Below are 22,611 nucleotides of genomic sequence, written 5' to 3'. Positions count from 1 at the left end.
TGACTACTCCCTATTCCCTGATTAAGCCGCTTCAGCCGCCAGGCGCTGAGCCTTCTCGACCGCCTCGTCGATGCCGCCGACCATGTAGAAGGCGGCTTCCGGCAGGTGGTCATAGTCGCCGTTGCAGAGGCCCTTGAAGCCCTTGATGGTGTCGGCGAGGTCGACCAGCTTGCCCGGCGAACCCGTGAACACTTCGGCGACGAAGAACGGCTGCGACAGGAAGCGCTCGATCTTGCGCGCGCGGGCAACCGTCTGTTTGTCTTCTTCGCTGAGCTCGTCCATGCCCAGGATGGCGATGATGTCCTGCAGCGACTTGTAGCGCTGGAGGATCGACTGCACTTGGCGGGCAACCGCATAGTGCTCCTCGCCGACGACCAGCGGGTCGAGCATGCGCGAGGTCGAGTCGAGCGGATCGACGGCCGGGTAGATGCCCTTTTCGGCGATCGAGCGGTTGAGCGTCGTCGTTGCGTCAAGGTGAGCGAACGAAGTCGCCGGCGCCGGGTCGGTCAAGTCGTCGGCCGGCACGTAGATCGCCTGCACCGAGGTGATCGAGCCCTTGGTGGTGGTGGTGATGCGTTCCTGCAGCGCGCCCATGTCGGTGGCGAGCGTCGGCTGGTAGCCCACGGCCGAAGGGATACGGCCGAGCAGAGCCGACACTTCCGAACCTGCCTGTGTGAAGCGGAAGATGTTGTCGACGAAGAACAGCACGTCCTGGCCCTGGTCGCGGAAGTATTCGGCGACCGTCAGGCCGGTCAGGCCGACGCGGGCGCGGGCGCCCGGCGGTTCGTTCATCTGGCCGTACACGAGTGCCGCCTTGGAGCCTTCGCCGCCGCCCTTCTTGTTGACGCCGGATTCGATGAACTCGTGATAGAGATCGTTGCCCTCGCGGGTGCGCTCGCCAACGCCGGCGAACACCGAATAGCCGCCATGCGCCTTGGCGATGTTGTTGATCAGTTCCTGGATCAGCACGGTCTTGCCGACGCCGGCGCCGCCGAACAGGCCGATCTTGCCGCCCTTGGCGTAGGGCGCGAGCAGGTCGAGCACCTTGATGCCGGTGATCAGGATCTGCGCTTCCGTCGACTGTTCGATATAGGCCGGGGCCGGCTGGTGGATCGAGCGCAGTTCGACCGCGTCGACCGGGCCGGCTTCGTCGACCGGCTCGCCGATGACGTTGATGATGCGGCCGAGCATGCCCGGGCCGACCGGGACGGCGATCGGGCCGCCGGTGTCGCGCACTTCCTGGCCGCGCACCAGACCTTCGGTGGAGTCCATGGCGATGCAGCGCACGGTGTTTTCACCCAGGTGCTGGGCAACTTCGAGGACCAGGCGGTTGCCGACATTGTTGGTCTCGATCGCGTTCAGGATCGGCGGCAGATGATCGCCGAACTGCACGTCGACGACGGCGCCGATGACCTGCCGGACCTTGCCGATAACGCCGGTTGCCTTGCTGGCCACGGCCTGGGTCTTGGCAGCGGCGGCCTTGGCCGGCGCTGCTGCCGCCTTGGCCGGAGCCGCCTTCGCTGCCGCTGCCGGAGCCTTTGCCGCCTTCGCGGGGGCCGCCGCCTTGGGGGCTGCCGTCTTCGGGGTCGCTGCTTTCGCCATCGTCTTTACCCTTTTCGTCCTTTGTTTCTCACGCGGTCCGGTTCGCGGGGCAATGACCCGCGGACCGCGCCTAGAGCGCCTCAGCGCCCGAAATGATTTCGATCAGTTCCTTGGTGATCTGCGCCTGCCGCTGGCGGTTGTAGGTGATCGACAGCTTGTTGATCATCTCGCCGGCGTTGCGCGTCGCATTGTCCATGGCGCTCATCTTGGCGCCCATTTCGCCCGCCGCGTTTTCAAGCAGCGCGCGGAAAATCTGCACCGCGATGTTGCGCGGGATGAGGTCCGACAGGATTTCGCCCGGCTCCGGCTCGTACTCGTAGACGGCGCTGGCGCCATCCGCCGATTCGGGCTGAGCCGAAGAGGCAGCCGCCGGAATGATCTGCTGCGCGGTCGGAATCTGGCTGATCACCGACCTGAACTGCGAATAGAACAGTGTGCAGACGTCGAAGGCGCCTTCGTTGAACAGGTGGATGACCTTGCGGGCGATCGCATCGGCATTGACGAAGCCGAGCGTCTTGACCTCGCGCAGATCGACGCGCTCGATGATCATCGAGGCATAGTCGCGGCGCAGGATATCGAAACCCTTCTTGCCGACGCAGATGATCTTGACTTGCTTGCCGTCGGCCAGCAGCCGGCGGATATGGTCGCGGGCATGACGGGCGATCTGCGAATTGAAGCCGCCGCACAGGCCGCGCTCGGCGGTGCAGACGACGAGCAGATGCACGTCGTCCTTGCCGGTTCCGGTCATCAGCGCCGGGGCATCGCCACCGCCGCCGACCGCCTGGGTGATGTTGGCCAGGACGGAACCCATGCGCTCCGAATAGGGACGCGCCGCTTCCGCCGCCTCTTGCGCACGGCGCAGCTTCGCCGCGGCGACCATCTGCATCGCCTTGGTGATCTTCTGCGTCGCCTTGACCGAGGCGATACGGTTACGAAGGTCTTTTAATGAAGGCATGCTTCAAACCTGATCCCGTCTTGTCTTATCCGCACCGGCACTTCGCTCAGGCGAAGGTCTTGGCGAAGGCGTCGATCTCGGCCTTCAGCTTGCCGCGCAGATCGTCCGAGAGCGCCTTTTCCTTGCGGATGGCGTCGAGGACGGGCTTGCCGGCCGAACGCATGTGGCTGAGCAGGCCATGCTCGAACTTGCCGACCTGGTTGACCGGCAGCTTGTCGAGATAGCCGTTGACGCCGGCGAAGATCACCGCGACCTGCTCTTCGGTCTTCAGCGGCGAGAACTGCGGCTGCTTCAAAAGTTCGGTCAGGCGCGAGCCGCGGTTGAGCAGGCGCTGCGTGGCGGCGTCGAGATCCGAGCCGAACTGCGCGAAAGCAGCCATTTCACGGTACTGCGCGAGCTCGCCCTTGATCGAGCCCGCAACCTGCTTCATCGCCTTGATCTGCGCCGACGAACCGACGCGCGACACCGACAGGCCGACGTTGACCGCGGGACGGATGCCCTGGAAGAACAGGTTGGTCTCGAGGAAGATCTGGCCGTCGGTGATCGAGATCACGTTGGTCGGGATGTAGGCCGACACGTCGTTGGCCTGCGTTTCGATGACCGGCAGGGCGGTCAGCGAGCCGCCACCCAGATCGTCATTGAGCTTGGCGGCGCGCTCGAGCAGGCGCGAGTGCAGGTAGAAGACGTCGCCCGGATAGGCTTCGCGGCCCGGCGGGCGGCGCAGCAGCAGCGACATCTGGCGGTAGGCGACGGCCTGCTTCGACAGATCGTCGTAAGAGATCAGCGCATGCATGCCGTTGTCGCGGAAATACTCGCCCATGGTGCAAGCCGTGAACGGCGCCAGGAACTGCATCGGCGCCGGGTCGGAAGCGGTGGCGGCGACGATGATCGAATATTCGAGCGCGCCGCGCTCTTCCAGAACCTTGACGAACTGCGCGACGGTCGAGCGCTTCTGACCGACGGCGACGTAGACGCAGTAGAGCTTTTCCTTCTCGGGGCCGCTATCGTGCACCGACTTCTGGTTGAGCATCGTGTCGAGGATGATGGCGGTCTTGCCGGTCTGACGGTCGCCGATGACCAGCTCGCGCTGGCCGCGACCGACCGGGATCAGAGCATCGATGGCCTTGAGGCCGGTCGACATCGGCTCGTTCACCGACTTGCGCGGAATGATGCCGGGCGCCTTGACGTCGACGCGCTTGCGCTCGACCGCCTTGATCGGACCCTTGCCGTCGATCGGGTTGCCGAGCGCGTCGACGACACGGCCGAGCAGGCCGGGACCGACAGGTGCGTCGACGATGGCGCCGGTGCGCTTGACGGTGTCGCCTTCCTTGATGTCGCGGTCGGCGCCGAAGATGACGACGCCGACATTGTCGGCTTCGAGGTTGAGCGCCATGCCGCGGATGCCGCCGGGGAACTCGACCATCTCGCCGGCCTGGACGTTGTCGAGGCCGTAGACGCGGGCGATACCGTCACCGACGGACAGCACCTGGCCGACTTCGGAGACTTCTGCCTCCTTGCCGAAATTCTTGATCTGGTCTTTCAGAATTGCGGAAATTTCCGCGGCGCGGATGTCCATCAGCCGACCTCTTTCAGTGCAAGCTTGAGCGAATTGAGTTTGGTTTTGAGCGACGTATCGATCTGGCGCGAGCCCATCTTGACCACCAGCCCGCCGAGCAGCGACGGATCGACGGTGACGGAGATGGCCACGTCCTTGCCGGCAACGCCCTTGAGCGCCGCCTTGAGTTCGGTCTGCTGGGCCGCGGTCAGCTCATGAGCCGACGTCACTTCAGCGGAGGCCTCGCCACGCGCTTCGGCTGATATCTGGCGGAACGCCTTGATCATGCCGGGCACGGCGAACAGACGGCGGTTCTTGGCGACGACACGCAGGAAATTGCCGGTCAGGCCGGTGATTCCCGCCTTGTCGGCGATCGCCGCGATGGCCTTGGCCTGGTCTTCGCTGGAAAACACCGGGCTGTTGATCAGCCGGGTGAGATCCGCGCTGCCCGCGAGCAATGCCTCGAAACCGTTGAGATCGGCCTCGACCTTGGCCACGGAATTTGCCTGCGATGCCAGTTCGAACAGCGAACCGGCATAGCGTTCTGCGACACCTGAGATTGGCGATGACGATTGGGCCACGGACCGTCTTTTCTCTTGTCTGACAGGCCGCAGATTGTTGGCGCGAGCGAAAACTCTGGCTAAATCTTTGACCTTACTGCATTTTTTCAAGCACGGAGACGCGGCTTCCGCTATCCCCGGCCGAAAGTCGATTGCCGTCTAGCACAGGCATTTTAAGACCGCAATGCGTCGTTCCGCATGGTTTTCAGGCACTATTGTCGCATCCGGCGAAAGATCAGCGTCTTGTGCGCTGGAATACCCCCGGATTCAGGGCACAAAGCCGAAGGCAAAGGCAAGCGGCAAGGCCGCAAGCGCCAGTTCCACCACAATGGAAACCCAATTGAAAGGTGTGTTGGCGCCATCCGACATCATCGACAGCAGCCGACCGAAGGCGGTGAACAGCCAGGAGAAGCCGAGCGCCATGTAGACCAGCGGCTGCGCGAGCAGGATGCAGCACAGGCCGACCCCGAGATAGAAGCCCGACATGCGGCCCCGTCCCTCCGCGATCGCAGCCGCCTTCTCGGGTTTGGCCTGCAGACGCAGGATGCGGAACGCCAGACCCGGCGCCAGGAAGAACAGAAGGCCAAGCAGCACGGTGAAGACCGCGCTCGACCAGGCCAACCATTCGCCCTGGCTCGTCGGCCATGGAAGCGCAAAATCCATACTGTCCCCTCGAAATGCCTGTTTTGAAATTCCGGGCATTCTAGCGGACGATAGACGCCGCGCCAGATGGCTTCATACACATTAGGAGGCACGCATCAGCCGAGTGCGAATTCCACCGCCGCCTCTGCATGGATCCGCGTCGTGTCGAAAACCGGAATGTCGAAATCGCCCTGGCCGATCAGCATGGTGATCTCGGTGCAGCCCATGATCAGGCTGTCGGCACCCTCTTCGCCGCGCAACCGGTTTGCCTCGGCGACATAGGCTGCCTTCGAGGCTTGCGAGACAATGCCCCGGCAAAGCTCGTCATAGATGACGCGATGCACCATGTCGCGCCCGGCCGCATCGGGCACGACTGGTGAGAGGCCGTATTTGTCGGCAAGCCGGCCCTTGTAGAAATCCTGCTCCATGGTGAACCGGGTCGCCAGCAGCGCCGGGCGCCGCAGGCCGGCTCGGCTGATCGCGGCCGCCGTGGCGTCGGCGATGTGGATCAGCGGGACCGACACGGCCGCCTGCACCTGGTCGGCAAGCTTGTGCATGGTGTTGGTGCACAGAACGAGCCCTTGCGCGCCGCCCGCCTCGAGCTTGCGCGCCACATCGGCCAGCAGCGCGCCGGCGCCGTCCCAGTCGCCATGATGCTGCCGCTCGGCAATCTCGGCGAAGTCGAACGACCACAACAGCAGCTTCGCCGAATGCAGCCCGCCAAGCCGCTCGCGCACGATCTCGTTGAGCAGGCGATAATAGATGGCGGTCGATTCCCAGCTCATGCCGCCGATGAGGCCAAGGGTTTTCATGATGGCTGTCCACTCTCCACTCAATTTGCGCCAACCTGTCGCGGCTGTCCCGGCTTTACAAAAAGCTCTGCGGGTCGATATCGACCTGCACCCTGACCGAGCCTCTGACCTTCGGCCCTTCGGCCAGCATGGCCCTGATGAAGCCCTGCATATCGGCGCGCCGCTCGCCCTGGATCAGCAGGCGGAAGCGGTGCCGGCCGCCGAGCAGGGACAATGGTGCCTCGGCCGGCCCGAGCACGAACAGGTCCGACGCCTCGGGCGCCGCGCGGCGCAGGCCGCGTGCGTGGCCTTCGGCCTCGGCCCGCGTCACCGCGCTGACGATGACGCCGGCCAGGCGGCCGAAGGGCGGCAAGGCGGCCCGCTCCCGCTCGGAAATCTCGCGCTGATAGAAGGATTCGGCATCGCCGGAGACGATCGCCCGCATTACCGGATGGTCGGGCTGGAAGGTCTGCAGCAGGCCCAGGCTCTTCTTGCCGGTGCGGCCGGCGCGGCCGGTCACCTGGCTGAGCAGTTGGAAGGTGCGCTCGGCGGCGCGCGGGTCGCCATTGGCAAGCCCGAGATCGGCATCGACGACACCGACCAGCGTCATATTGGGAAAATTGTGGCCCTTGGCGACCAGTTGCGTGCCTATGACGATGTCGGCCTCGCCATTGGCGATTGCCTCGAGCTCCAGCCGCAACCTTCGCACACCCCCCATGATGTCGGATGACAGAACGATGGTGCGCGCGTCGGGGAAATGCGTGACGACCTCCTCGGCGATGCGTTCGACCCCAGGCCCGCAAGCCACCAGATGGTCCAGCGTGCCGCATTCGGGGCAGGCCTCCGGGCGGCGCTCGTTGTGACCGCAATGGTGGCAGACCAATTGCCCGCGGAAGCGGTGCTCGACAAGCCAGGCCGAGCACACCGGGCAGCCGAAGCGGTGGCCGCAGACCCGGCACAGCGTCAGCGGCGCATAGCCGCGCCGGTTGAGGAACAGCAGCGACTGCTCCTTCTTCTCCAGCGTCCGGCGCATATGCTCGATCAGCACCGGCGACAGGAAGCCGCCGCGCGCCGGCGGCGCGCGGCGCATGTCGATCGACTTGAGATCGGGAAGCGCCGCCTCGGCGAAGCGGGCCGACAGAACGGCCCTGTTATATCTGCCCTGGCTGGCATTGACCCGGCTCTCGACCGACGGCGTCGCCGACGCCAGCACCACCGGGAAGCCGCCTATATGGCCGCGCACGACGGCCATGTCGCGCGCATTGTAGAAGACGCGGTCTTCCTGCTTGTAGGCGGGGTCGTGCTCCTCGTCGACGACGATCAGGCCAAGTTCCTTGAACGGCAAGAACAGCGCCGAGCGTGCGCCGGCGACGACGCGCACGCCGCCTTCCGCTACTTGCCGCCAGACTTTCTCGCGCATCCTGGGCGGCAGGTCCGAATGCCATTCCGCCGGCTTGGCGCCGAAGCGCTGCTGGAAGCGTTCAAGAAAGGCATGCGTCAGCGCGATTTCCGGCAACAGGATGAGCACCTGGCTGCCCCGCTCGAGTGCGGCCGCCACCGCCTCGAAATAGACCTCCGTCTTGCCCGATCCGGTCACGCCGTCGAGCAGCGCGACATTGAACGCGCCCGCCGCGACATTGGCGCGCAGCATCGAGGCGGCCTCGTTCTGGTCCGGCATCAGTTCCGGCACGGCGTAGCCGGGATCGGGCGCGGCCACCACCGGGCGCGGCGGGATCATCACTGTTTCGAAGACACCTTGCGCCTTCAACCCCTCGATCACCGTCGACGACACCCCGGCGGCATGCGCGAGCCCGGAGCGCGTCCAGGCCAGCCCGCCTTCGGCTGTTTCCAGGACGCGCGCCCGCGCATCCGTCATCCGGTCGGGAACCGTCCCTGTCCGCTGCAACCCTTCGATCCAGGGTTCCGGATCGAAGGCCTCCGGCGCCCTGAGCAGCATGCGCGCCACCATGCCCGGCGCCGACAGCGTGTATTGCGCCACCCAGTCGACGAAGCGGCGCATCGCGCGGTCGATCGGCGGACAGTCGAAGACCTGTTCGATCGGGCGCAGTTTTCTGGCGTCGACCTGCTCGACCACGCCGTCCCAGACGATACCGGCGACCTGGCGCGGCCCAAGCGGGACGCGCACGATCGAGCCCGGCACCACACGCATGCCGGCAGGCACGGCATAGGTATAGGGACGTTCGGCCGGCATCGGCACCAGCACCGGCGCGGCCGCGACAAAGGGCGAATCTTCGATCATGAGGCGTGACCTTGCCCCGACTTTGGTCTAGATCAAAGAGCAACGCTGAACGTGCCTTCCCAAGCACGACGAAATCGTCAGGAGACCCGCCATGAAATTTTTCGCCGATACAGCCGATATCAAGGAGATCAAGGAACTGCACGATCTGGGACTGCTCGACGGCGTCACCACCAACCCGTCGCTGATCCTCAAGTCGGGCGGCAAGATCATCGAGGTCACCAAGCAAATTTGCGACATCGTCGAAGGCCCTGTCTCGGCCGAGGTCGTGGCGACCGAGTACAAGGACATGATGGCCGAGGCCAAGGTGCTGGCCAAGATCGCGCCCAATATTGCCATCAAGGTGCCGCTGACGCTCGACGGCCTGAAGGCCTGCAAGACCATCCGCACCGAGATGAACCGCATGGTCAACGTCACGCTGTGCTTCTCGGCCAACCAGGCGCTGCTCGCCGCCAAGGCCGGCGCTTCCTTTATCTCGCCCTTCGTCGGCCGCATCGACGACACCGGCTCGGACGGCATGGAGCTGATCCAGGAAATCCGCCAGATCTACGACAATTACGATTTCCAGACCGAGATTCTGACCGCTTCGGTGCGCACGGTGAACCACGTCAAGCAGGCGGCCCTGATCGGCGCCGACGTTATCACCGCGCCGCCGGCGACGCTGAAGGCGCTGGTCAAGCATCCGCTGACCGATAAGGGCCTGGAGCAGTTTCTCGCCGACTGGGCCAAGACCGGCCAGAAGATCGGCTGAGCCTGTTCCGCTTCCAATGAAAAAGGCCGGGCAACCGGCCTTTTTTATTGGTCTGCGGTGGCGATCCTGCCGCTCAATCCGCCTCGTCATCGCCGGCAGCGGCCACGGGCTGGCGCTTGCCAGCCATGATCTCGCGCTTGCCGACATGGTTGGGGGCGCCGACCAGGCCTTCCTTCTCCATGCGCTCAACCAGTGAAGCGGCGCGGTTATACCCGATGCCAAGGCGGCGCTGTATGTAGGAGGTCGAGCATTTCTTGTCGCGCAGCACTACCTTGACCGCCTCGTCATAGCTGGAATCGCCGTCCTCGGCCGCGACCGATCCCTTGTCGAAGACCGCGCCCTGGTCGGCTTCCTCTTCTTCCTCATCCTCGTCGGCGGTCACCGTCTCCAGATATTCGGGCCGGCCCTGCGCCTTCAGATGCGCCACGACATGCTCGACCTCGGCGTCGGAAACGAACGGGCCGTGCACGCGCGCAATGCGCCCGCCGCCCATCATGTGCAGCATGTCGCCCTGGCCGAGCAACTGTTCGGCGCCCTGCTCGCCGAGAATGGTGCGGCTGTCGATCTTGGAGGTGACCTGGAAGGAGATGCGGGTCGGGAAATTGGCCTTGATCGTGCCGGTGATGACATCGACGGAAGGCCGCTGCGTCGCCATGATCAGGTGGATACCGGCGGCGCGCGCCATCTGCGCCAGGCGCTGGATGGCGCCTTCGATCTCCTTGCCGGCGACCATCATCAGATCGGCCATCTCGTCGACGATGACGACGATGTAGGGCATCGGCGCGAGGTCGATTTCCTGCTGCTCGAACAGCGGCTCGCCGGTGCCTTTCTCGAAGCCGGCCTGCACGGTCATGACGACCGTCTCGCCCTTGTCGCGGGCCTGGGCGGCGCGCTCATTGTAGCCGTCGATGTTGCGCACGCCGAGCCGCGCCATCTTGCGATAGCGGTCCTCCATCTCGCGCACCGCCCATTTGAGCGCGGTGACCGCCTTCTTCGGATCGGTGACGACAGGGGTCAGAAGATGCGGGATGCCGTCATAGATCGAGAGTTCCAGCATCTTGGGATCGACCATGATCAGCCGGCATTCCTCCGGTTTCAACCGGTAGAGCAGCGACAGGATCATGGTGTTGATGGCGACCGACTTGCCCGAACCGGTGGTGCCGGCGACGAGCAGATGCGGCATCTTCGCCAGTTCGGCGATCACCGGTTCGCCGCCGATTGTCTTGCCGAGGCAAAGCGCCAGCTTGCAGCTGGTCTTGCGGAAACCCTGCGATTCGATCAGTTCGCGGAAATAGACGGTCTCGCGGGTCTCGTTGGGCAATTCGATGCCGATGACGTTGCGGCCGGGCACCACCGCGACGCGCGCCGATACCGCCGACATGGAGCGGGCGATATCGTCGGCAAGCCCGATGACGCGGGAGGATTTGACGCCCGGCGCCGGTTCGAACTCATAGAGCGTGACGACCGGACCGGGGCGCACATGGATGATTTCGCCGCGGACGCCGAAATCCTCAAGCACGCTTTCCAGGAGATCGGCGTTCTGCTCCAGCCGCTCCTGCGACATGTAGAAACCCTGGCCCTCCGGCGGCTGCTGCAGCAACTCCTCCGAGGGAAGCTCGTAGCTTTCGCCAACGACCGGCCGCGCAACCTTGCCGGCCATGGGCAGCGACGGTGCTCGAACGGGGACGGTTTCCTCCACACGTTGCGCAATCGGCGCGGCGGCGGGCGCGATCGCGGCCGTCGCCCGAGCCTGCCGGGCGGCCCTGCCCGCGGAGACGGACGCCTCGGTCGCGACCTCGTTCGAGTTGGCAGGAAGGACGTCCGGCAAAGCGGAAGAGGCCTGGCCGGGAAGGCATTCGATGGTGCGGAACAAGGCGGTGACGTCGGCCACGGCGGACGCGGATATGGCGGTGCGCGCCGCGGTGTGCGGCGCTGCCGGTACAGGCCGGACCGAGGAGTCCTGCCGCGCCGGCGACCTGACATCGACCAGGAGAGGCGCCAAACCCTCGAAGAAGGCGTGATCGGAAACGTGGAGCCGCCTGACCTTCTCGGCGGTGGTTGCCGTGACGGGCGCGCCAGAGCCGGCAACGGGTGCCGTTCGCGGGACGGCTGGTGCCGCTGCCGGCACTTTCGGAGCCGTGGCCGCAACGCCTTGCACCCTCTCGACGACGCGCCCCGGCTGAGCCGGCGCGGCTGCTGGCGGTCCGCGATGGACGATGGCGCCAGCTAGGCCCTGCCGCGTTGGAAGCGGCTGCGCTGGGGCCTCCTCGACGACCTCGTCATGCGGCTGCCGATGCTTGGGCTCATAATCCGGCGTGCGTGTAAAACGCACATTGGGGGCGAGGAAAAAATACTCCTGCCAGGCAGGGCTTTCGGTGTCGCCACCCTGCGGCAAGGCATTGTCCGGCGCGGGTTTGATGTTCGCCCGCGCCAGGTGGGCCGCCTGGGAAGCACCCGGCCGGGCGGCATCCACCTTGCCGCCCGGGCCGCCTGAACGGTCCCCTTCAGGGTCATCGGGCGCGGCCGCGTGCAACGAATTGACCCGAGAAAAACGCCTGGCTTCCATTATGAGAACTCACTGTGAACCGACCGCTGAGCAATAGGGAGCGAGTGGTTAACAGTTGCTTCCCGCCACGCGTCCCGGGGCAGCCGAATTTTTTTCCGAGACCCTATCGACAAATTGAATTTGCCGGGGATACCGGGCAGGACGGGGAGAGCAAGCCTTCTGCAACGACGGATCGGCCCGGCGGCAGCCAGGCTCGGGTCCTGCGAGGCTGGGACGTCAGCCGGCCGTCTTGCCGTGCCGGACCAGATCCTGGGCGATGGACAGTTGCAGGGCCTGGGCCAGTTCGCGCGCGGCACGGTTCTCGGCGTCGATCTGCGCCCGGTAGGAGGCAAACTCCTGACGCGGCCTGTCGAAGGACGAGGTGATCGCCCGCTTGCCGACCGCAATCACGGCGCCGGTTTTCGCATCGGTCAGCGTATAGCCGGCAGTCAGCGTCACCGAGCCGGCGGTCGGCTCGTCTTCATCGGTTCCATTCTGCACCAGCGCCGCCGAATCGACGGCCTCGGTCACGCCGAGATCGAGCGAATAGAGCGGCGAGGCCGGCTCGCCAGCGCCGCGCCCGAACCCGAAGATCAGATTGTTGCGCACCTGCTGGGCATAGCGCGTCTTGACCGGCTTGACGGCGATCGACGCCAGTTCGGCATTGGCGCTGGAGCCGTTCGCCAGCGGCGCGCTCGAATAGAGCGGCCGCACCGTGCAGGCCGAAACCAGCGCGAGCGAGCCGACGAGGCCGGCAAGAGCGATGCGGCGCAGCAAACGGCTCAACTCTGTCTTTTCCCGATCAGGTAACGACATTGACGATCCTCTGCGGCACGATGATCACCTTGCGCGGGGCCTTACCTTCAAGTGCTTTCTGCACGAAGTCGAGAGCCAGGACCGCTTTTTCGACCGCACCTTGGTCCGCGTCGCGGGCAATTGTCAAATCCCCCCGCTTCTTGCCGTTGACCTGAACCGGATAGGTGACTTCGTTGTCGACGACCAGCGCCGGATCGAAGACCGGCCACGGCCGTTCGGCGACAAGATCGGTGCCGCCGAGCGTCTCCCAGCACTCCTCCGCCAGATGCGGCATCACGGGCGCGATCAGGTGCACCAGGATCTCCACGGCCTCGCGGCAGGCGCCTTGCAGCGCGGCGTCGGCCTTGCCTTCCGCCACCTCGCTGAGCGGCGTGGTCAGCGCATTGGCCAGTTCGTAGATGCGGGCGATGGCGCGGTTGAAGGCAAGCTTCTCGATATCCTCGCCGACGGCCTTCAGGATCTTGTGCGCCGCCTTGGACACGGTGCCCGCCTCGCCATCCCTGGCCGCGGCCGGCGTCACGCCGGCCAGCGTTTCGGCCGCCGTCGACACCAGGCGCCAGATGCGTTGCATGAAGCGATGCGCGCCGGCGGCGCCATCATCGGTCCATTCGACATCGCGCTCGGGCGGCGAATCCGACAGCATGAACCAGCGCGCCGTGTCGGCGCCATAGCCGTCGGTGATGTCCTCGGGGCTGACCGTGTTCTTCTTCGACTTCGACATCTTTTCGAGAGCGCCGATCGTCGCCTCTTCGCCGGTCGCGATCTCGATGGCCCGGCGCTTGCCGCCGACCTCTTCCAGCCGCACTTCAGTCGGTGCCAGCCAGCGCCCATTGGTCGACGAGCCGCCGACGCGATAGGTTTCGTGCACCACCATGCCTTGCGTGAACAGGCCCTTGAATGGCTCGGCCAGGTCGACATGACCGGTCTCGCGCATGGCGCGGGTGAAGAAGCGCGAATAGAGCAGGTGCAGGATCGCGTGCTCGATGCCGCCGATGTACTGGTCGACGGCCAGCCACTCATTGGCTGCCTTGGGATCGGTCGGTTCATGCGCCCAGGGCGCGGTGAAGCGGGCGAAATACCAGGACGAATCGACGAACGTGTCCATCGTGTCGGTCTCGCGGCGCGCGTCCTTGCCGCATTGCGGGCACTTCACATGCCGCCAGGTCGGATGACGGTCGAGCGGATTGCCCGGCCGGTCGAAATCGACGTCGTCCGGCAGCTTGACCGGCAGGTCGGCCTTCGGCACCGGCACCACGCCGCAATCCTCGCAATGGATCATCGGGATCGGGCAGCCCCAGTAGCGTTGCCGCGAAATACCCCAGTCGCGCAGGCGGAAGTTCACCTTGCGCTCGGCCATCGGCCGGCCGCCGATCGTTTTGTTTTCCAAGAGCGTGGCCACCTCGTCGAAAGCCCGATCCGGTTTCATGCCGTCGAGGAAGCGCGAATTGATCATCGCGCCATCGTCGCTGTAAGCCACGTCGATGATCTGGAAGGTCGCCTTGTCCTCGCCTTCGGGCATCACCACCGGCACCACCGGCAAGCCGTATTTGTTGGCGAAGTCGAGGTCGCGCTGGTCATGCGCCGGGCAGCCAAAAATGGCGCCGGTGCCGTATTCCATCAGCACGAAATTGGCGACATAGACAGGCAGCGTCCAGGTCTCGTCGAAGGGATGCACGACGCGGATGCCGGTGTCGAACCCCTTCTTCTCGGCCGTCTCCAGCGCCGCCACCGAAGTGCCCATATGGCGCACCTCGTCGATGAATTTCGCCAGCGCGGGATTGGTCGCCGCAGCCTTTTTGGCCAGCGGATGATCCGCCGCGATCGCCATGAACGAAGCGCCGAAAATGGTGTCAGGTCTCGTCGTGTAGACTTCGAGCTCATGCTCGCCGGCAATGTCCGAAGCCAGCGGCCAGCGGATCAGCAGGCCTTCCGACCGACCGATCCAGTTCTGCTGCATCAGCTTCACTTTTTCGGGCCACTCGCCGAGGCCATCGAGCGAATCGAGCAGGTCCTGTGCGAAATCGGTGATCTTGAAGAACCATTGCGTCAGTTCGCGCTGCTCGACCAGTGCGCCCGAGCGCCAGCCGCGCCCGTCGATGACCTGCTCGTTGGCGAGCACGGTCATGTCCTCCGGGTCCCAGTTGACCTTGGAGGATTTGCGCGTCACCAGCCCCTTCTCGACGAAGTCGAGGAACAGCATCTGCTGGCGGTGGTAGTAATCGACGTCGCAGGTGGCGAATTCGCGTGCCCAGTCCAGCGACAGGCCCATCACCTTGAGCTGCTCGCGCATGGTGGCGATGTTCTGGTAGGTCCACTCCTTGGGATGGACCTTGTTCTGCATCGCCGCGTTTTCAGCCGGCATGCCGAAAGCGTCCCAGCCCATCGGATGTAGCACGTTGAACCCCTTGGCCCGCTTGTAGCGCGCCACCACGTCACCCATCGTGTAATTGCGGGTGTGGCCGATATGGATTTTCCCAGACGGGTAGGGGAACATCTCGAGCACGTAGTATTTTGGCTTCGGGTCGTCATTGCGCGCTTCGAAAAGCTTCTTGTCGGCCCAGGCCTTCTGCCATTTGGGTTCTGACGCGCGCGGATTGTATCGTTCGGTTGCCATGGGACGTTTTTCACTTAAAAGCATGCGGACCGCGGGCGAGAGCCCGGCGGTTCATGAGATATGGTCCGGGTGTTCACCATGGTTTGGCAAACCCGTCAACCATATGGGCATCGCGTCTGACAAAAACGCGGGTCAAAACAGCGGGATTTGCATATGAGCGACACCGTTCAGCAGTTTTTCGCGGTCAAGGCGAGGATCGCCGCCGCCGAACAGGAGGCCGGGCGTGAAGCCGGCGCGGTGACGCTGGTCGCGGTCTCCAAGACCTTCGACGCCGCCGACATCGAGCCTGTGATCGAGGCCGGCCAGCGCGTTTTCGGCGAGAACCGCGTGCAGGAAGCGCAGGGCAAATGGCCCGGCCTGAAAGAGGCTTGCCCCGATATCGAGCTGCACCTGATCGGCCCCTTGCAATCGAACAAGGCCAGGGAAGCGGTGGCGCTGTTCGACGTCATCGAGACGGTCGACCGCGACAAGATCGCCGCCGAACTCGCCAAGGAAATCGTCCGGCAAGGCCGTGCCCCGAAACTCTACGTCCAGGTCAACACCGGCTCGGAGCCGCAGAAGGCCGGCATCGAACCGCGCGACGCGATCGCTTTCGTGACCCGCTGCCGCGACGTCCACCGCATCGAAATCGAAGGCCTGATGTGCATCCCGCCGGCCGACGAAAACCCCGGCCCGCACTTCGCCCTGCTGGAAAAGCTGGCGCGGGAGGCAGGAGTGGAGAAGCTGTCGATGGGCATGTCAGGCGACTATGAGACGGCGATCGCTTTCGGCGCCACAAGCGTGCGGGTGGGCTCTGCGATCTTCGGCAGCCGGTGACCCTTCGCCCGTTTCTTACGCTGAAGTTGATAACCCACGGCCGCCGTACTATATCTAGCCAAGCTAGCTAGGAGCTGCGGATGAACTGGCATCTTCAAGACGCAAAGAACAATTTTTCGAAGGTGGTTCAACTGGCGAGGACCAGAGGTCCTCAAACCGTGACGCTTCGTGGCGAACGGACTGTGGTTGTGCTTTCCGTGGAGGACTACGACCAGCTGGCAGGAAAGAAAAAATCGCTCGTCGAATATCTTCTGACCGGTCCCGGCTGGGACGATGAGTTCCACAAAGAGATCACCACTCGCCCGGACACCATGATCCGGGATGTGGACCTCTGATGTACCTGCTCGACACCAACCTGGTCTCGGATGTGCAGAGGCGTCTGCCGAAACCAACCGCCTGGCTGGCTTCGATTGAGCCGGCATCAATCAGCCTTAGCGTGATTACGCTCGGCGAGATCGAGCGGGGGATCGTCAAGCAGCGCAAGGCGGACCCAGATCGGGCAGCCCGGCTCGATGTCTGGCTGCGAGAATTGCGACGAGACAATGCGGACCGCATTCTCCCAGTCACCGAAGAAATTGCCTTGGCATGGGGCCGCATAACGGCAGGTCGCACGAGAGGAAGCGCGGACACGCTTATAGCGGCGACGGCGCTCGTCCATGACCTTATCGTGGTGACGCGCAATGTCACCGACTTCGAAGACATCGGCGTCACCGTCCTTAATCCTTGGGACGCCTGACCGCACCACCCGCAAACTGCCTCAGGCTCTCTTGGGCCAACCGGTCGGCGCGCTTGCACCAGAGCTTGAAACGAAACGTACCGTTCCTATCTGTTTTGTGTCATCATACATCCCTGGAGCCTTCACCATGCGTTACAATCAGCTTGGAAATACCGGGCTATTCGTCTCCGAACTTTGCCTTGGCACCATGACCTTCGGCGCCCCCGGCCAGAACGCCCAATGGGGCCTGATCGCCAGCCTCGACCAGAAAGGCGTCAACGAAATCGTCGGCCGCTCGATTGCCGCCGGGGTCAATTTCTTCGATACCGCGGACGTCTACTCCTTTGGGGAGTCCGAAAAACTGCTCGGCCAGTCGCTGAGGGATCTGGGCGTTGCCAGGTCCAATGTCGTCGTCGCCACCAAGGTCCATGGCGCGATGGGCGAAGGCCCGAACCAGCGCGGCTCGTCGCGCGGCCATATCATGGATTCGGTCGATGCGAGCCTGGAGCGCCTGCAGCTCGACCATATCGACCTCTACCAGCTGCATGGCACCGACACGGTGACGCCGATCGACGAGACAATGCGGGCGCTGGACGATCTCGTCGCCAGCGGCAAGGTGCGCTATGTCGGCGTCTCCAACTGGGCCGCATGGCGCATCGCCAAGGCGCTCGGCATCGCCGACCGCAAGGGCTTTGCCCGCTTCGAAACCATCCAGTCCTACTACTCGATCGCCGGCCGCGACCTCGAACGCGAGATCGTGCCGCTGATCAACGAGGAAAAGCTTGGCCTGATGGTGTGGTCGCCGCTGGCCGGCGGGCTGCTCTCCGGCAAATACGGTCCCGGCGCGCCCGGCAATGGCGAAGGCCGTCGCGCCTCCTTCAACTTCCCACCGGTCAACGAGGACCGCGCATGGGCGGCGGTCGCCGTCATGCGCGAGGTCGCCAAGAAGCATGGCGTCAGCGTCGCCACCGTGGCGCTCGGCTATGTCCTGGCCAAGCCTTTCGTCATGAGCGTCATCATCGGCGCCAGCCGCATGGAGCAGCTGGAGCAGAACCTTGCCGCGACTGAAGTGAAGCTCGATGCGGACGATCTCGCCAAACTGGACGAGGTCAGCGCGCTGCCGGCCGAATATCCCGGCTGGATGCTCGAGCGCCAGGCGGCTGGCCGGCGCCCGGCGCCGTTCACACCGAAAGCGTAATCAGGTTCCAAGGCGGTTTTCCGGAAAGCCGCGTGCTCTTTGGAGCATGATCCCGAAAAGTGGGTGTCGGTTTTCGGAGAAGATCATGCTCAGACAAAGAGATAGAGCCCCATCCCGATTCAATCGGAATGGAACAGGCTCCAGGCACGCGGCTTCTTCGCTCTTCGTCACGGCCGCCATGTACCGGACGCGTGTTCACAGCTACCATCATGACGCCGGGGCAGCGTACCGGCATGTCAGGGGTGATGATGGCAACATCCGCCAAGGAGTTTCGAGACCGGATTGTCGCGATCATCACTGATCGCCAGGCCGCTGCCTCCGCCAGCCCTTACGATTGGAAAGTCTGCGTCGGCGCTGTCAGCGCCGCGCGAAGCGAATTTGAAAAGGTCGCCGTCACCGGCACGGCGCAGGACTACGCAACTGTCGTGATTTCTCGCCTGGAGCGGCTGCGGGACGCCTATTACGACCCGGATGGAGAATACACGTCCGGGCGATCGGACATCGGCACCGTCGTCGAAATGATCAGAAAAGCCTCGAAGGCCATCGGCCAATGATGGCCGGCTCACCCGGCAACGGACAGGCTCGGCATCAAAGCGGATTGGCAAAAGTGTCGCAGTCCGCCACCGCTTTTCCCCCAAGCCCCCGATCATACCAGCGGATTCTTTGTTCCGAGGTGCCGTAGCGCTTAGCCGTCGAATTGCCGGAAGCGTTGGCGGGCTGATCGTCTCCGAGCGATCGCAGCAGGTCCCTGGCCTGCGTCAGATCGGTGTCTTCAAGCAGGTGCTGATCCTGGACATAGCGGCTCCACAGCCCGGCAAAACAATCGGCCTGCAGCTCGACCTGTTCCGATCGGGTGATGGCGGCTTGCTGGTCGCCGTCAGCTATAGCCGGATGCGGAACGTCGGAGATGTTCTGCACGTGATATGCAACCTCCCGGGCGACAATCAATGCCTTGGCGAAATCGCCGGTCAGACCGATCCGTCGAAGCTCGGGGAAGGCCGGATCCAGGTAAATCTTGTGATCCGCCGCGCAGTACAATGTCCCTGAAACAGCACCGCACGCGGTGGCGATGAAGCCGGTGAACAACACCAGCTTGGGCTCCTCATAGGTCGATCCGCAGGCTTTGAAGGTGGCGTCCCAGAAATCCTCGGTTTCCGCCAGGACCGTGGAGAGGAACTGCTTGACGTTGTCATCGCTGGCGTTTGGAGCAGGCAGAACCGCTTTCGAGACCTCGGCAGCCTCGGAGATTGTCGGGGCATGCAGCCCTGTCACGATGGCAAGCAGGGATGCCGTGACCAAGGACAAGCGGACCAATTCACGCCTCCCAGATTGCCAAAGCTCTCGGTGCCCGGACGCGAGGCGCGCCCGCCGTGACCGGCAGGAATCCATATACCGCCCCTCTCGGCTTGTCGAACGGACCTTGAAGACGGCGTTTCCTCAGAGCCGCACGGTCTCGGCAAGAAAATCCAGAAAGGCCCGCACCCGTGCGGGCAGATGTTTGCCCTGGCCGACATAGACGGCATGCGTCGGCTCTTCGTCGCCGGGGTTGAAGTCTTCCAGCAGCGGCACCAGGCGCCCAGCGGCAATGTCCGGCTCGACATGCCAGCGCGCCAGCCGCGCAATGCCGGCGCCTGAAAGCACGGAAAGCCGCATCGCCTCTCCGTCGCTGAGCGTGATGTTGCCCGCAATCGGGGCCATCACCGGCGCGCCGGCCGCATCGATGAAAGGCCAGCCGTCGATGTAGCGCGCAAAGCCGAAGGCCAGCATGTTGTGGCGGCCGAGATCGCCTGGCGTCAGCGGCGTGCCACGCGCCTCGAGATAGGCGGGCGCGGCAATCACCACCATCCGGCTTTGGCCGAGCTTGCGCGCCACCAGCCGGGATTCGCGAAGCGGCCCGGCACGGATCGCGATGTCGGCACGCTCTTCCATGAGATCGATGACGCTGTCGGTCAGCACGGCCTCGACGGTAATCTCGCCATGGCGTTCCAGGAAACGTGGCAGCAGCGGCATCAATCGATGCTGCCCGAACGGTACATAGGCATTGACCCTCAGCCGCCCACGCGGCGCCGCACCCGCCGCGGCTTCGCGCTCGGCGGCGTCGAGGTCTGCCAGGATGCGGACGCCGCTGTCGTAGAACGCCGTCCCTTCCGGTGTCAGTTGCAGTTTGCGCGTCGAGCGGCTGACCAGCCGCGCCCCGAGCCGCGCCTCCAGCCGGGCGATCAGCTTGCTCCGCCGATGGCGTCATGCGCAGCCGCCGCGCCGCGGCTGAGAAGTTGCCCGCCTCGACGACGCGCACGAAGACTTCGATCTCGCCGGAGCGGTTGATGTCGGGCCTGGCCATCTGTGAATCTATTTCACAAGAAATATGCCTCAGGCAAGTCTGGTTCACAGTTTGGCGGATCACGATCTTCGGTCCGGGCGCAGGGACTGAGCGCCCTTCCAGACAAACGGACCGTCGCCATGCCCCTCGCTCTCTATGCCCTCACCGCCGGCGCCTTCGGCATCGGCGTCACCGAATTCGTCATCATGGGCCTGCTGCTCGACGTCAGCGCCGATCTCGGCGTCTCGATCTCGGCGGCGGGCCTGCTCATTTCCGGCTATGCGCTGGGTGTGGTTGTCGGTGCGCCGCTGCTCGGCGCGGTCGCCGGCCGCCTGCCGCGCAAGACTTTGCTGCTTGCCTTGATGGTGGTTTTCACCGTTGGCAACCTCGCCTGTGCGCTGGCGCCCGACTACTGGACGCTGATGGCCGCGCGCGTGCTCACCGCCTTCGCCCATGCCTCTTTCTTCGGCGTCGGCTCGGTCGTGGCCACCGGCCTCGTCGCCCCCAACAAGAAGGCTTCGGCCATCGCGCTGATGTTCACCGGCCTGACCGTCGCCAACATCCTGGGCGTGCCGTTCGGCACCTGGCTGGGCCAGGCCTATGGCTGGCGCTCGACCTTCCTTGCCGTCGCGCTGGTTGGCGTCATCGCCTTTGCCGTGATCGCATTGCTGGTGCCGCGCGACGAACCGGCCGGGGCAAGTGAAGACGAGAATTCCGGGGGCGCGCTTGCCGTGCTTGGCCGCCGGCCGGTGCTGCTTGGCCTTCTGACCACGGTGCTGAGCTGGATCGGCGTCTTTGCCGCCTTCACCTATCTGGCGCCGATCCTCACTCGCATCAGCGGCTTTTCCGAAGCCGCCGTGTCGCCGATCCTGCTCGTCTTCGGCGGTGGCCTGGTCGCGGGCAACCTGCTTGGCGGACGACTGGCCGACCGGCATCTTATGCCAACGGTCATCGGCACGCTGATCGCGCTTTCGGCCGTGCTGTTCGTCATGACCGCGGCCATGCACCAGCCGATCACGGCGATCATCGCCGTCGGCCTGCTGGGCGCGGCCGCCTTCGCCACCGTCGCGCCACTGCAGATATGGGTGCTGGACAAGGCCAGGGGCGCCGGCCAGGGTCTCGCCTCCTCCTTCAACATTGCGGCCTTCAATCTCGGCAACGCCATCGGCGCCTGGCTCGGCGGTTTCGTCATCGATCATGGCCCCGGCCTCGGCGCCGTCCCCTTGATCGCCGGCATCGTGCCGCTCGCGGCACTTGGCGTGGTGCTTCTGGCGCTGCGCCTGGAGCGCGGCGGCGCAATCGTCACGCCCGCCACGGCCCAGTGCTGACCATTCCAAAATCGACATCACAAGGAGCAAGATCATGGACTATCGACGTCTCGGCGCATCGGGCCTGAAAGTGCCCGCACTCTCCTTCGGCGCGGGCACCTTCGGCGGCTCCGGCCCGCTGTTCGGCGCCTGGGGCAACAGCGACGCGCAAGAGGCGCGGCGGCTGATCGACATCTGCATCGAGGCCGGCGTCAACCTGTTCGACACGGCGGACGTCTACTCGAACGGCGCCTCGGAAGAAGTGCTTGGCGAAGCAATCAAGGGCCGCCGCGACGCGGTGCTGATCTCGACCAAGACCGCGCTGCCGATGGGCGATGGCCCGGCCGATTACGGCTCGTCCCGCTCGCGGCTGATCAAGTCCGTGGATGCCGCCTTGAAGCGCCTCGGCACCGACTATATCGACCTGCTGCAGTTGCACGCCTTCGACGCCGGCACGCCGATCGAGGAGGTGCTGTCGACACTGGATGACCTCGTGCGGTTGGGCAAATTGCGCTATGTCGGCGTCTCCAATTTTTCCGGCTGGCAGGTGATGAAATCGCTCGGCCTGGCCGAAAAGCACGGCTATCCACGCTATGCGGCGCACCAGGTCTACTACTCGCTGGTCGGGCGCGACTATGAGTGGGAGCTGATGCCGCTTGGCCTCGACCAGGGCGTCGGCGCGCTGGTGTGGAGCCCGCTCGGCTGGGGCCGGCTGACCGGCAGGATCCGCCGTGGCCAGCCTTTGCCTGAAAAGAGCCGGCTGCACGACACGGCAAGCTTCGGCCCGCCGGTCGAGGACGAGCATCTCTACAGGGTCATGGATGCGCTCGACGCGGTGGCCGAAGAGACCGGCAAGACGGTTCCCCAGATCGCCATCAACTGGCTGCTGCAGCGCCCGACCGTGTCGTCGGTGATCATCGGCGCCCGCAACGAGGAGCAGTTGCGCCAGAATCTCGGCGCGATTGGCTGGGCGCTGACGCCGGAGCAAATAAAAAAGCTCGACGCGGCAAGCGATGTCACGGCGCCCTACCCGTATTTTCCCTACCGCCGCCAGGAAGGCTTTGCCCGGCTGAGCCCGCCGGCGGTGTGATTGAGTTGGCTACTAAGGCCGAAGGCTCGCGAGACAGCGCCCCCCTCTGTCCGGCAGGACAGAGGGGGGCGCCGTAG

19 protein-coding genes and 1 pseudogene are annotated in these 22,611 nt (G+C 64.7%); 8 read left to right on the top strand and 12 right to left on the bottom strand.

The features are described 5' to 3' along the window. Positions 1-21 precede the first annotated feature (21 nt). From atpD to FJ967_RS28525, 7 genes are all read right to left on the bottom strand, one after another. Entirely contained in the window at positions 22-1,602 is a 1,581-nt protein-coding gene (gene atpD / locus FJ967_RS28555) for a F0F1 ATP synthase subunit beta (RefSeq protein ID WP_181176177.1), read from the bottom strand. A gap of 70 nt (positions 1,603-1,672) precedes the next feature. After that, positions 1,673-2,557, bottom strand: coding sequence for a F0F1 ATP synthase subunit gamma (locus FJ967_RS28550; RefSeq protein WP_140735653.1), 885 nt, complete (start codon positions 2,555-2,557; stop codon positions 1,673-1,675). 46 nt (positions 2,558-2,603) lie between these two features. Next, on the bottom strand, positions 2,604-4,133 hold the full coding sequence (atpA, locus tag FJ967_RS28545; protein ID WP_140735652.1) for a F0F1 ATP synthase subunit alpha: 1,530 nt from the start codon (positions 4,131-4,133) through the stop codon (positions 2,604-2,606). Then, positions 4,133-4,693 (bottom strand): F0F1 ATP synthase subunit delta, encoded by a 561-nt coding sequence (locus FJ967_RS28540; protein ID WP_140735651.1) that lies wholly within the window; start codon positions 4,691-4,693, stop codon positions 4,133-4,135. The genes atpA and FJ967_RS28540 overlap by 1 nt, the downstream gene beginning before the upstream one ends. A gap of 246 nt (positions 4,694-4,939) precedes the next feature. After that, positions 4,940-5,335: a DUF4345 family protein gene (locus tag FJ967_RS28535; RefSeq protein WP_127275645.1), complete on the bottom strand. Its 396-nt coding sequence runs from the start codon at positions 5,333-5,335 to the stop codon at positions 4,940-4,942. A 95-nt stretch (positions 5,336-5,430) separates the two neighbouring features. Beyond that, positions 5,431-6,126, bottom strand: coding sequence for an aspartate/glutamate racemase family protein (locus FJ967_RS28530; RefSeq protein ID WP_140735650.1), 696 nt, complete (start codon positions 6,124-6,126; stop codon positions 5,431-5,433). 55 nt (positions 6,127-6,181) lie between these two features. Beyond that, positions 6,182-8,365: a primosomal protein N' gene (locus FJ967_RS28525; protein WP_140735649.1), complete on the bottom strand. Its 2,184-nt coding sequence runs from the start codon at positions 8,363-8,365 to the stop codon at positions 6,182-6,184. A gap of 91 nt (positions 8,366-8,456) precedes the next feature. On the opposite strand from FJ967_RS28525, the gene fsa reads away from it, so the two are divergent. Then, positions 8,457-9,113, top strand: a complete 657-nt coding sequence (gene fsa / locus FJ967_RS28520; protein ID WP_140735648.1) for a fructose-6-phosphate aldolase — start codon at positions 8,457-8,459, stop codon at positions 9,111-9,113. Between the two features lie 73 nt (positions 9,114-9,186). Here the strand turns inward: fsa and FJ967_RS28515 are convergent, their stop codons facing one another. The 3 genes from FJ967_RS28515 to leuS form a co-directional block, all read right to left on the bottom strand. Then, complete coding sequence (locus FJ967_RS28515; RefSeq protein ID WP_140735647.1) at positions 9,187-11,679, bottom strand: DNA translocase FtsK; 2,493 nt, start codon at positions 11,677-11,679, stop codon at positions 9,187-9,189. 216 nt (positions 11,680-11,895) lie between these two features. Continuing rightward, on the bottom strand, positions 11,896-12,474 hold the full coding sequence (lptE, locus tag FJ967_RS28510) for an LPS assembly lipoprotein LptE (protein ID WP_140735646.1): 579 nt from the start codon (positions 12,472-12,474) through the stop codon (positions 11,896-11,898). Further along, positions 12,461-15,088, bottom strand: coding sequence for a leucine--tRNA ligase (gene leuS, locus FJ967_RS28505; protein WP_140735645.1), 2,628 nt, complete (start codon positions 15,086-15,088; stop codon positions 12,461-12,463). Before leuS ends, lptE begins: the two co-directional genes overlap by 14 nt. Positions 15,089-15,241: 153 nt before the next feature. Between leuS and FJ967_RS28500 the strand changes: the two genes are divergently transcribed. From FJ967_RS28500 to FJ967_RS28480, 5 genes are all read left to right on the top strand, one after another. After that, positions 15,242-15,904, top strand: coding sequence for a YggS family pyridoxal phosphate-dependent enzyme (locus tag FJ967_RS28500; protein ID WP_140735644.1), 663 nt, complete (start codon positions 15,242-15,244; stop codon positions 15,902-15,904). 80 nt (positions 15,905-15,984) lie between these two features. Further along, entirely contained in the window at positions 15,985-16,239 is a 255-nt protein-coding gene (locus FJ967_RS28495) for a type II toxin-antitoxin system Phd/YefM family antitoxin (protein WP_140735643.1), read from the top strand. Further along, the gene (locus FJ967_RS28490) at positions 16,239-16,640 is read left to right on the top strand and encodes a type II toxin-antitoxin system VapC family toxin (RefSeq protein ID WP_140735642.1); all 402 of its coding nucleotides are present in this window, start codon (positions 16,239-16,241) and stop codon (positions 16,638-16,640) included. The genes FJ967_RS28495 and FJ967_RS28490 overlap by 1 nt, the downstream gene beginning before the upstream one ends. Before the next feature lie 127 nt (positions 16,641-16,767). Then, positions 16,768-17,817 (top strand): aldo/keto reductase, encoded by a 1,050-nt coding sequence (locus tag FJ967_RS28485; RefSeq protein ID WP_140735641.1) that lies wholly within the window; start codon positions 16,768-16,770, stop codon positions 17,815-17,817. 248 nt (positions 17,818-18,065) lie between these two features. Then, positions 18,066-18,371, top strand: coding sequence for a hypothetical protein (locus tag FJ967_RS28480; RefSeq protein ID WP_140735640.1), 306 nt, complete (start codon positions 18,066-18,068; stop codon positions 18,369-18,371). A gap of 34 nt (positions 18,372-18,405) precedes the next feature. On the opposite strand, the gene FJ967_RS28475 is transcribed toward FJ967_RS28480, so the two are convergent. Together FJ967_RS28475 and FJ967_RS28470 are read right to left on the bottom strand one after the other, a co-directional pair. Next, positions 18,406-19,131, bottom strand: a complete 726-nt coding sequence (locus FJ967_RS28475) for a neutral zinc metallopeptidase (RefSeq protein ID WP_181176176.1) — start codon at positions 19,129-19,131, stop codon at positions 18,406-18,408. Positions 19,132-19,254: 123 nt separating this feature from the next. After that, a pseudogene (locus FJ967_RS28470) lies at positions 19,255-20,158 on the bottom strand (LysR family transcriptional regulator). Between the two features lie 119 nt (positions 20,159-20,277). On the opposite strand from FJ967_RS28470, the gene FJ967_RS28465 reads away from it, so the two are divergent. Beyond that, positions 20,278-21,465, top strand: a complete 1,188-nt coding sequence (locus FJ967_RS28465; protein ID WP_140735638.1) for an MFS transporter — start codon at positions 20,278-20,280, stop codon at positions 21,463-21,465. A 34-nt stretch (positions 21,466-21,499) separates the two neighbouring features. Then, the gene (locus FJ967_RS28460; protein ID WP_140735637.1) at positions 21,500-22,534 is read left to right on the top strand and encodes an aldo/keto reductase; all 1,035 of its coding nucleotides are present in this window, start codon (positions 21,500-21,502) and stop codon (positions 22,532-22,534) included. Positions 22,535-22,611: the final 77 nt, after the last annotated feature.

It is taken from the genome of Mesorhizobium sp. B2-3-4, from assembly GCF_006442315.1.
GTDB lineage: Bacteria > Pseudomonadota > Alphaproteobacteria > Rhizobiales > Rhizobiaceae > Mesorhizobium.
Note: the sequence above shows the minus strand (reverse complement) of the source record. Positions and strands in the feature narration are given on the sequence as shown.

Excerpts from the sequence above, each read along its gene's own strand:
- FJ967_RS28550 (WP_140735653.1), bottom strand. The coding sequence starts at position 2,557 with ATGCCTTCATTAAAAGACCTTCGTAACCGTATCGCCTCGGTCAAGGCG.
- lptE (WP_140735646.1), bottom strand. The coding sequence starts at position 12,474 with ATGTCGTTACCTGATCGGGAAAAGACAGAGTTGAGCCGTTTGCTGCGC.
- atpA (WP_140735652.1), bottom strand. The coding sequence starts at position 4,133 with ATGGACATCCGCGCCGCGGAAATTTCCGCAATTCTGAAAGACCAGATC.
- leuS (WP_140735645.1), bottom strand. The coding sequence starts at position 15,088 with ATGGCAACCGAACGATACAATCCGCGCGCGTCAGAACCCAAATGGCAG.
- FJ967_RS28465 (WP_140735638.1), top strand. The coding sequence starts at position 20,278 with ATGCCCCTCGCTCTCTATGCCCTCACCGCCGGCGCCTTCGGCATCGGC.
- FJ967_RS28525 (WP_140735649.1), bottom strand. The coding sequence starts at position 8,365 with ATGATCGAAGATTCGCCCTTTGTCGCGGCCGCGCCGGTGCTGGTGCCG.
- FJ967_RS28515 (WP_140735647.1), bottom strand. The coding sequence starts at position 11,679 with ATGGAAGCCAGGCGTTTTTCTCGGGTCAATTCGTTGCACGCGGCCGCG.
- FJ967_RS28460 (WP_140735637.1), top strand. The coding sequence starts at position 21,500 with ATGGACTATCGACGTCTCGGCGCATCGGGCCTGAAAGTGCCCGCACTC.
- FJ967_RS28495 (WP_140735643.1), top strand. The coding sequence starts at position 15,985 with ATGAACTGGCATCTTCAAGACGCAAAGAACAATTTTTCGAAGGTGGTT.
- fsa (WP_140735648.1), top strand. The coding sequence starts at position 8,457 with ATGAAATTTTTCGCCGATACAGCCGATATCAAGGAGATCAAGGAACTG.
- FJ967_RS28485 (WP_140735641.1), top strand. The coding sequence starts at position 16,768 with ATGCGTTACAATCAGCTTGGAAATACCGGGCTATTCGTCTCCGAACTT.
- FJ967_RS28530 (WP_140735650.1), bottom strand. The coding sequence starts at position 6,126 with ATGAAAACCCTTGGCCTCATCGGCGGCATGAGCTGGGAATCGACCGCC.
- FJ967_RS28535 (WP_127275645.1), bottom strand. The coding sequence starts at position 5,335 with ATGGATTTTGCGCTTCCATGGCCGACGAGCCAGGGCGAATGGTTGGCC.
- atpD (WP_181176177.1), bottom strand. The coding sequence starts at position 1,602 with ATGGCGAAAGCAGCGACCCCGAAGACGGCAGCCCCCAAGGCGGCGGCC.
- FJ967_RS28490 (WP_140735642.1), top strand. The coding sequence starts at position 16,239 with ATGTACCTGCTCGACACCAACCTGGTCTCGGATGTGCAGAGGCGTCTG.
- FJ967_RS28500 (WP_140735644.1), top strand. The coding sequence starts at position 15,242 with ATGAGCGACACCGTTCAGCAGTTTTTCGCGGTCAAGGCGAGGATCGCC.
- FJ967_RS28480 (WP_140735640.1), top strand. The coding sequence starts at position 18,066 with ATGGCAACATCCGCCAAGGAGTTTCGAGACCGGATTGTCGCGATCATC.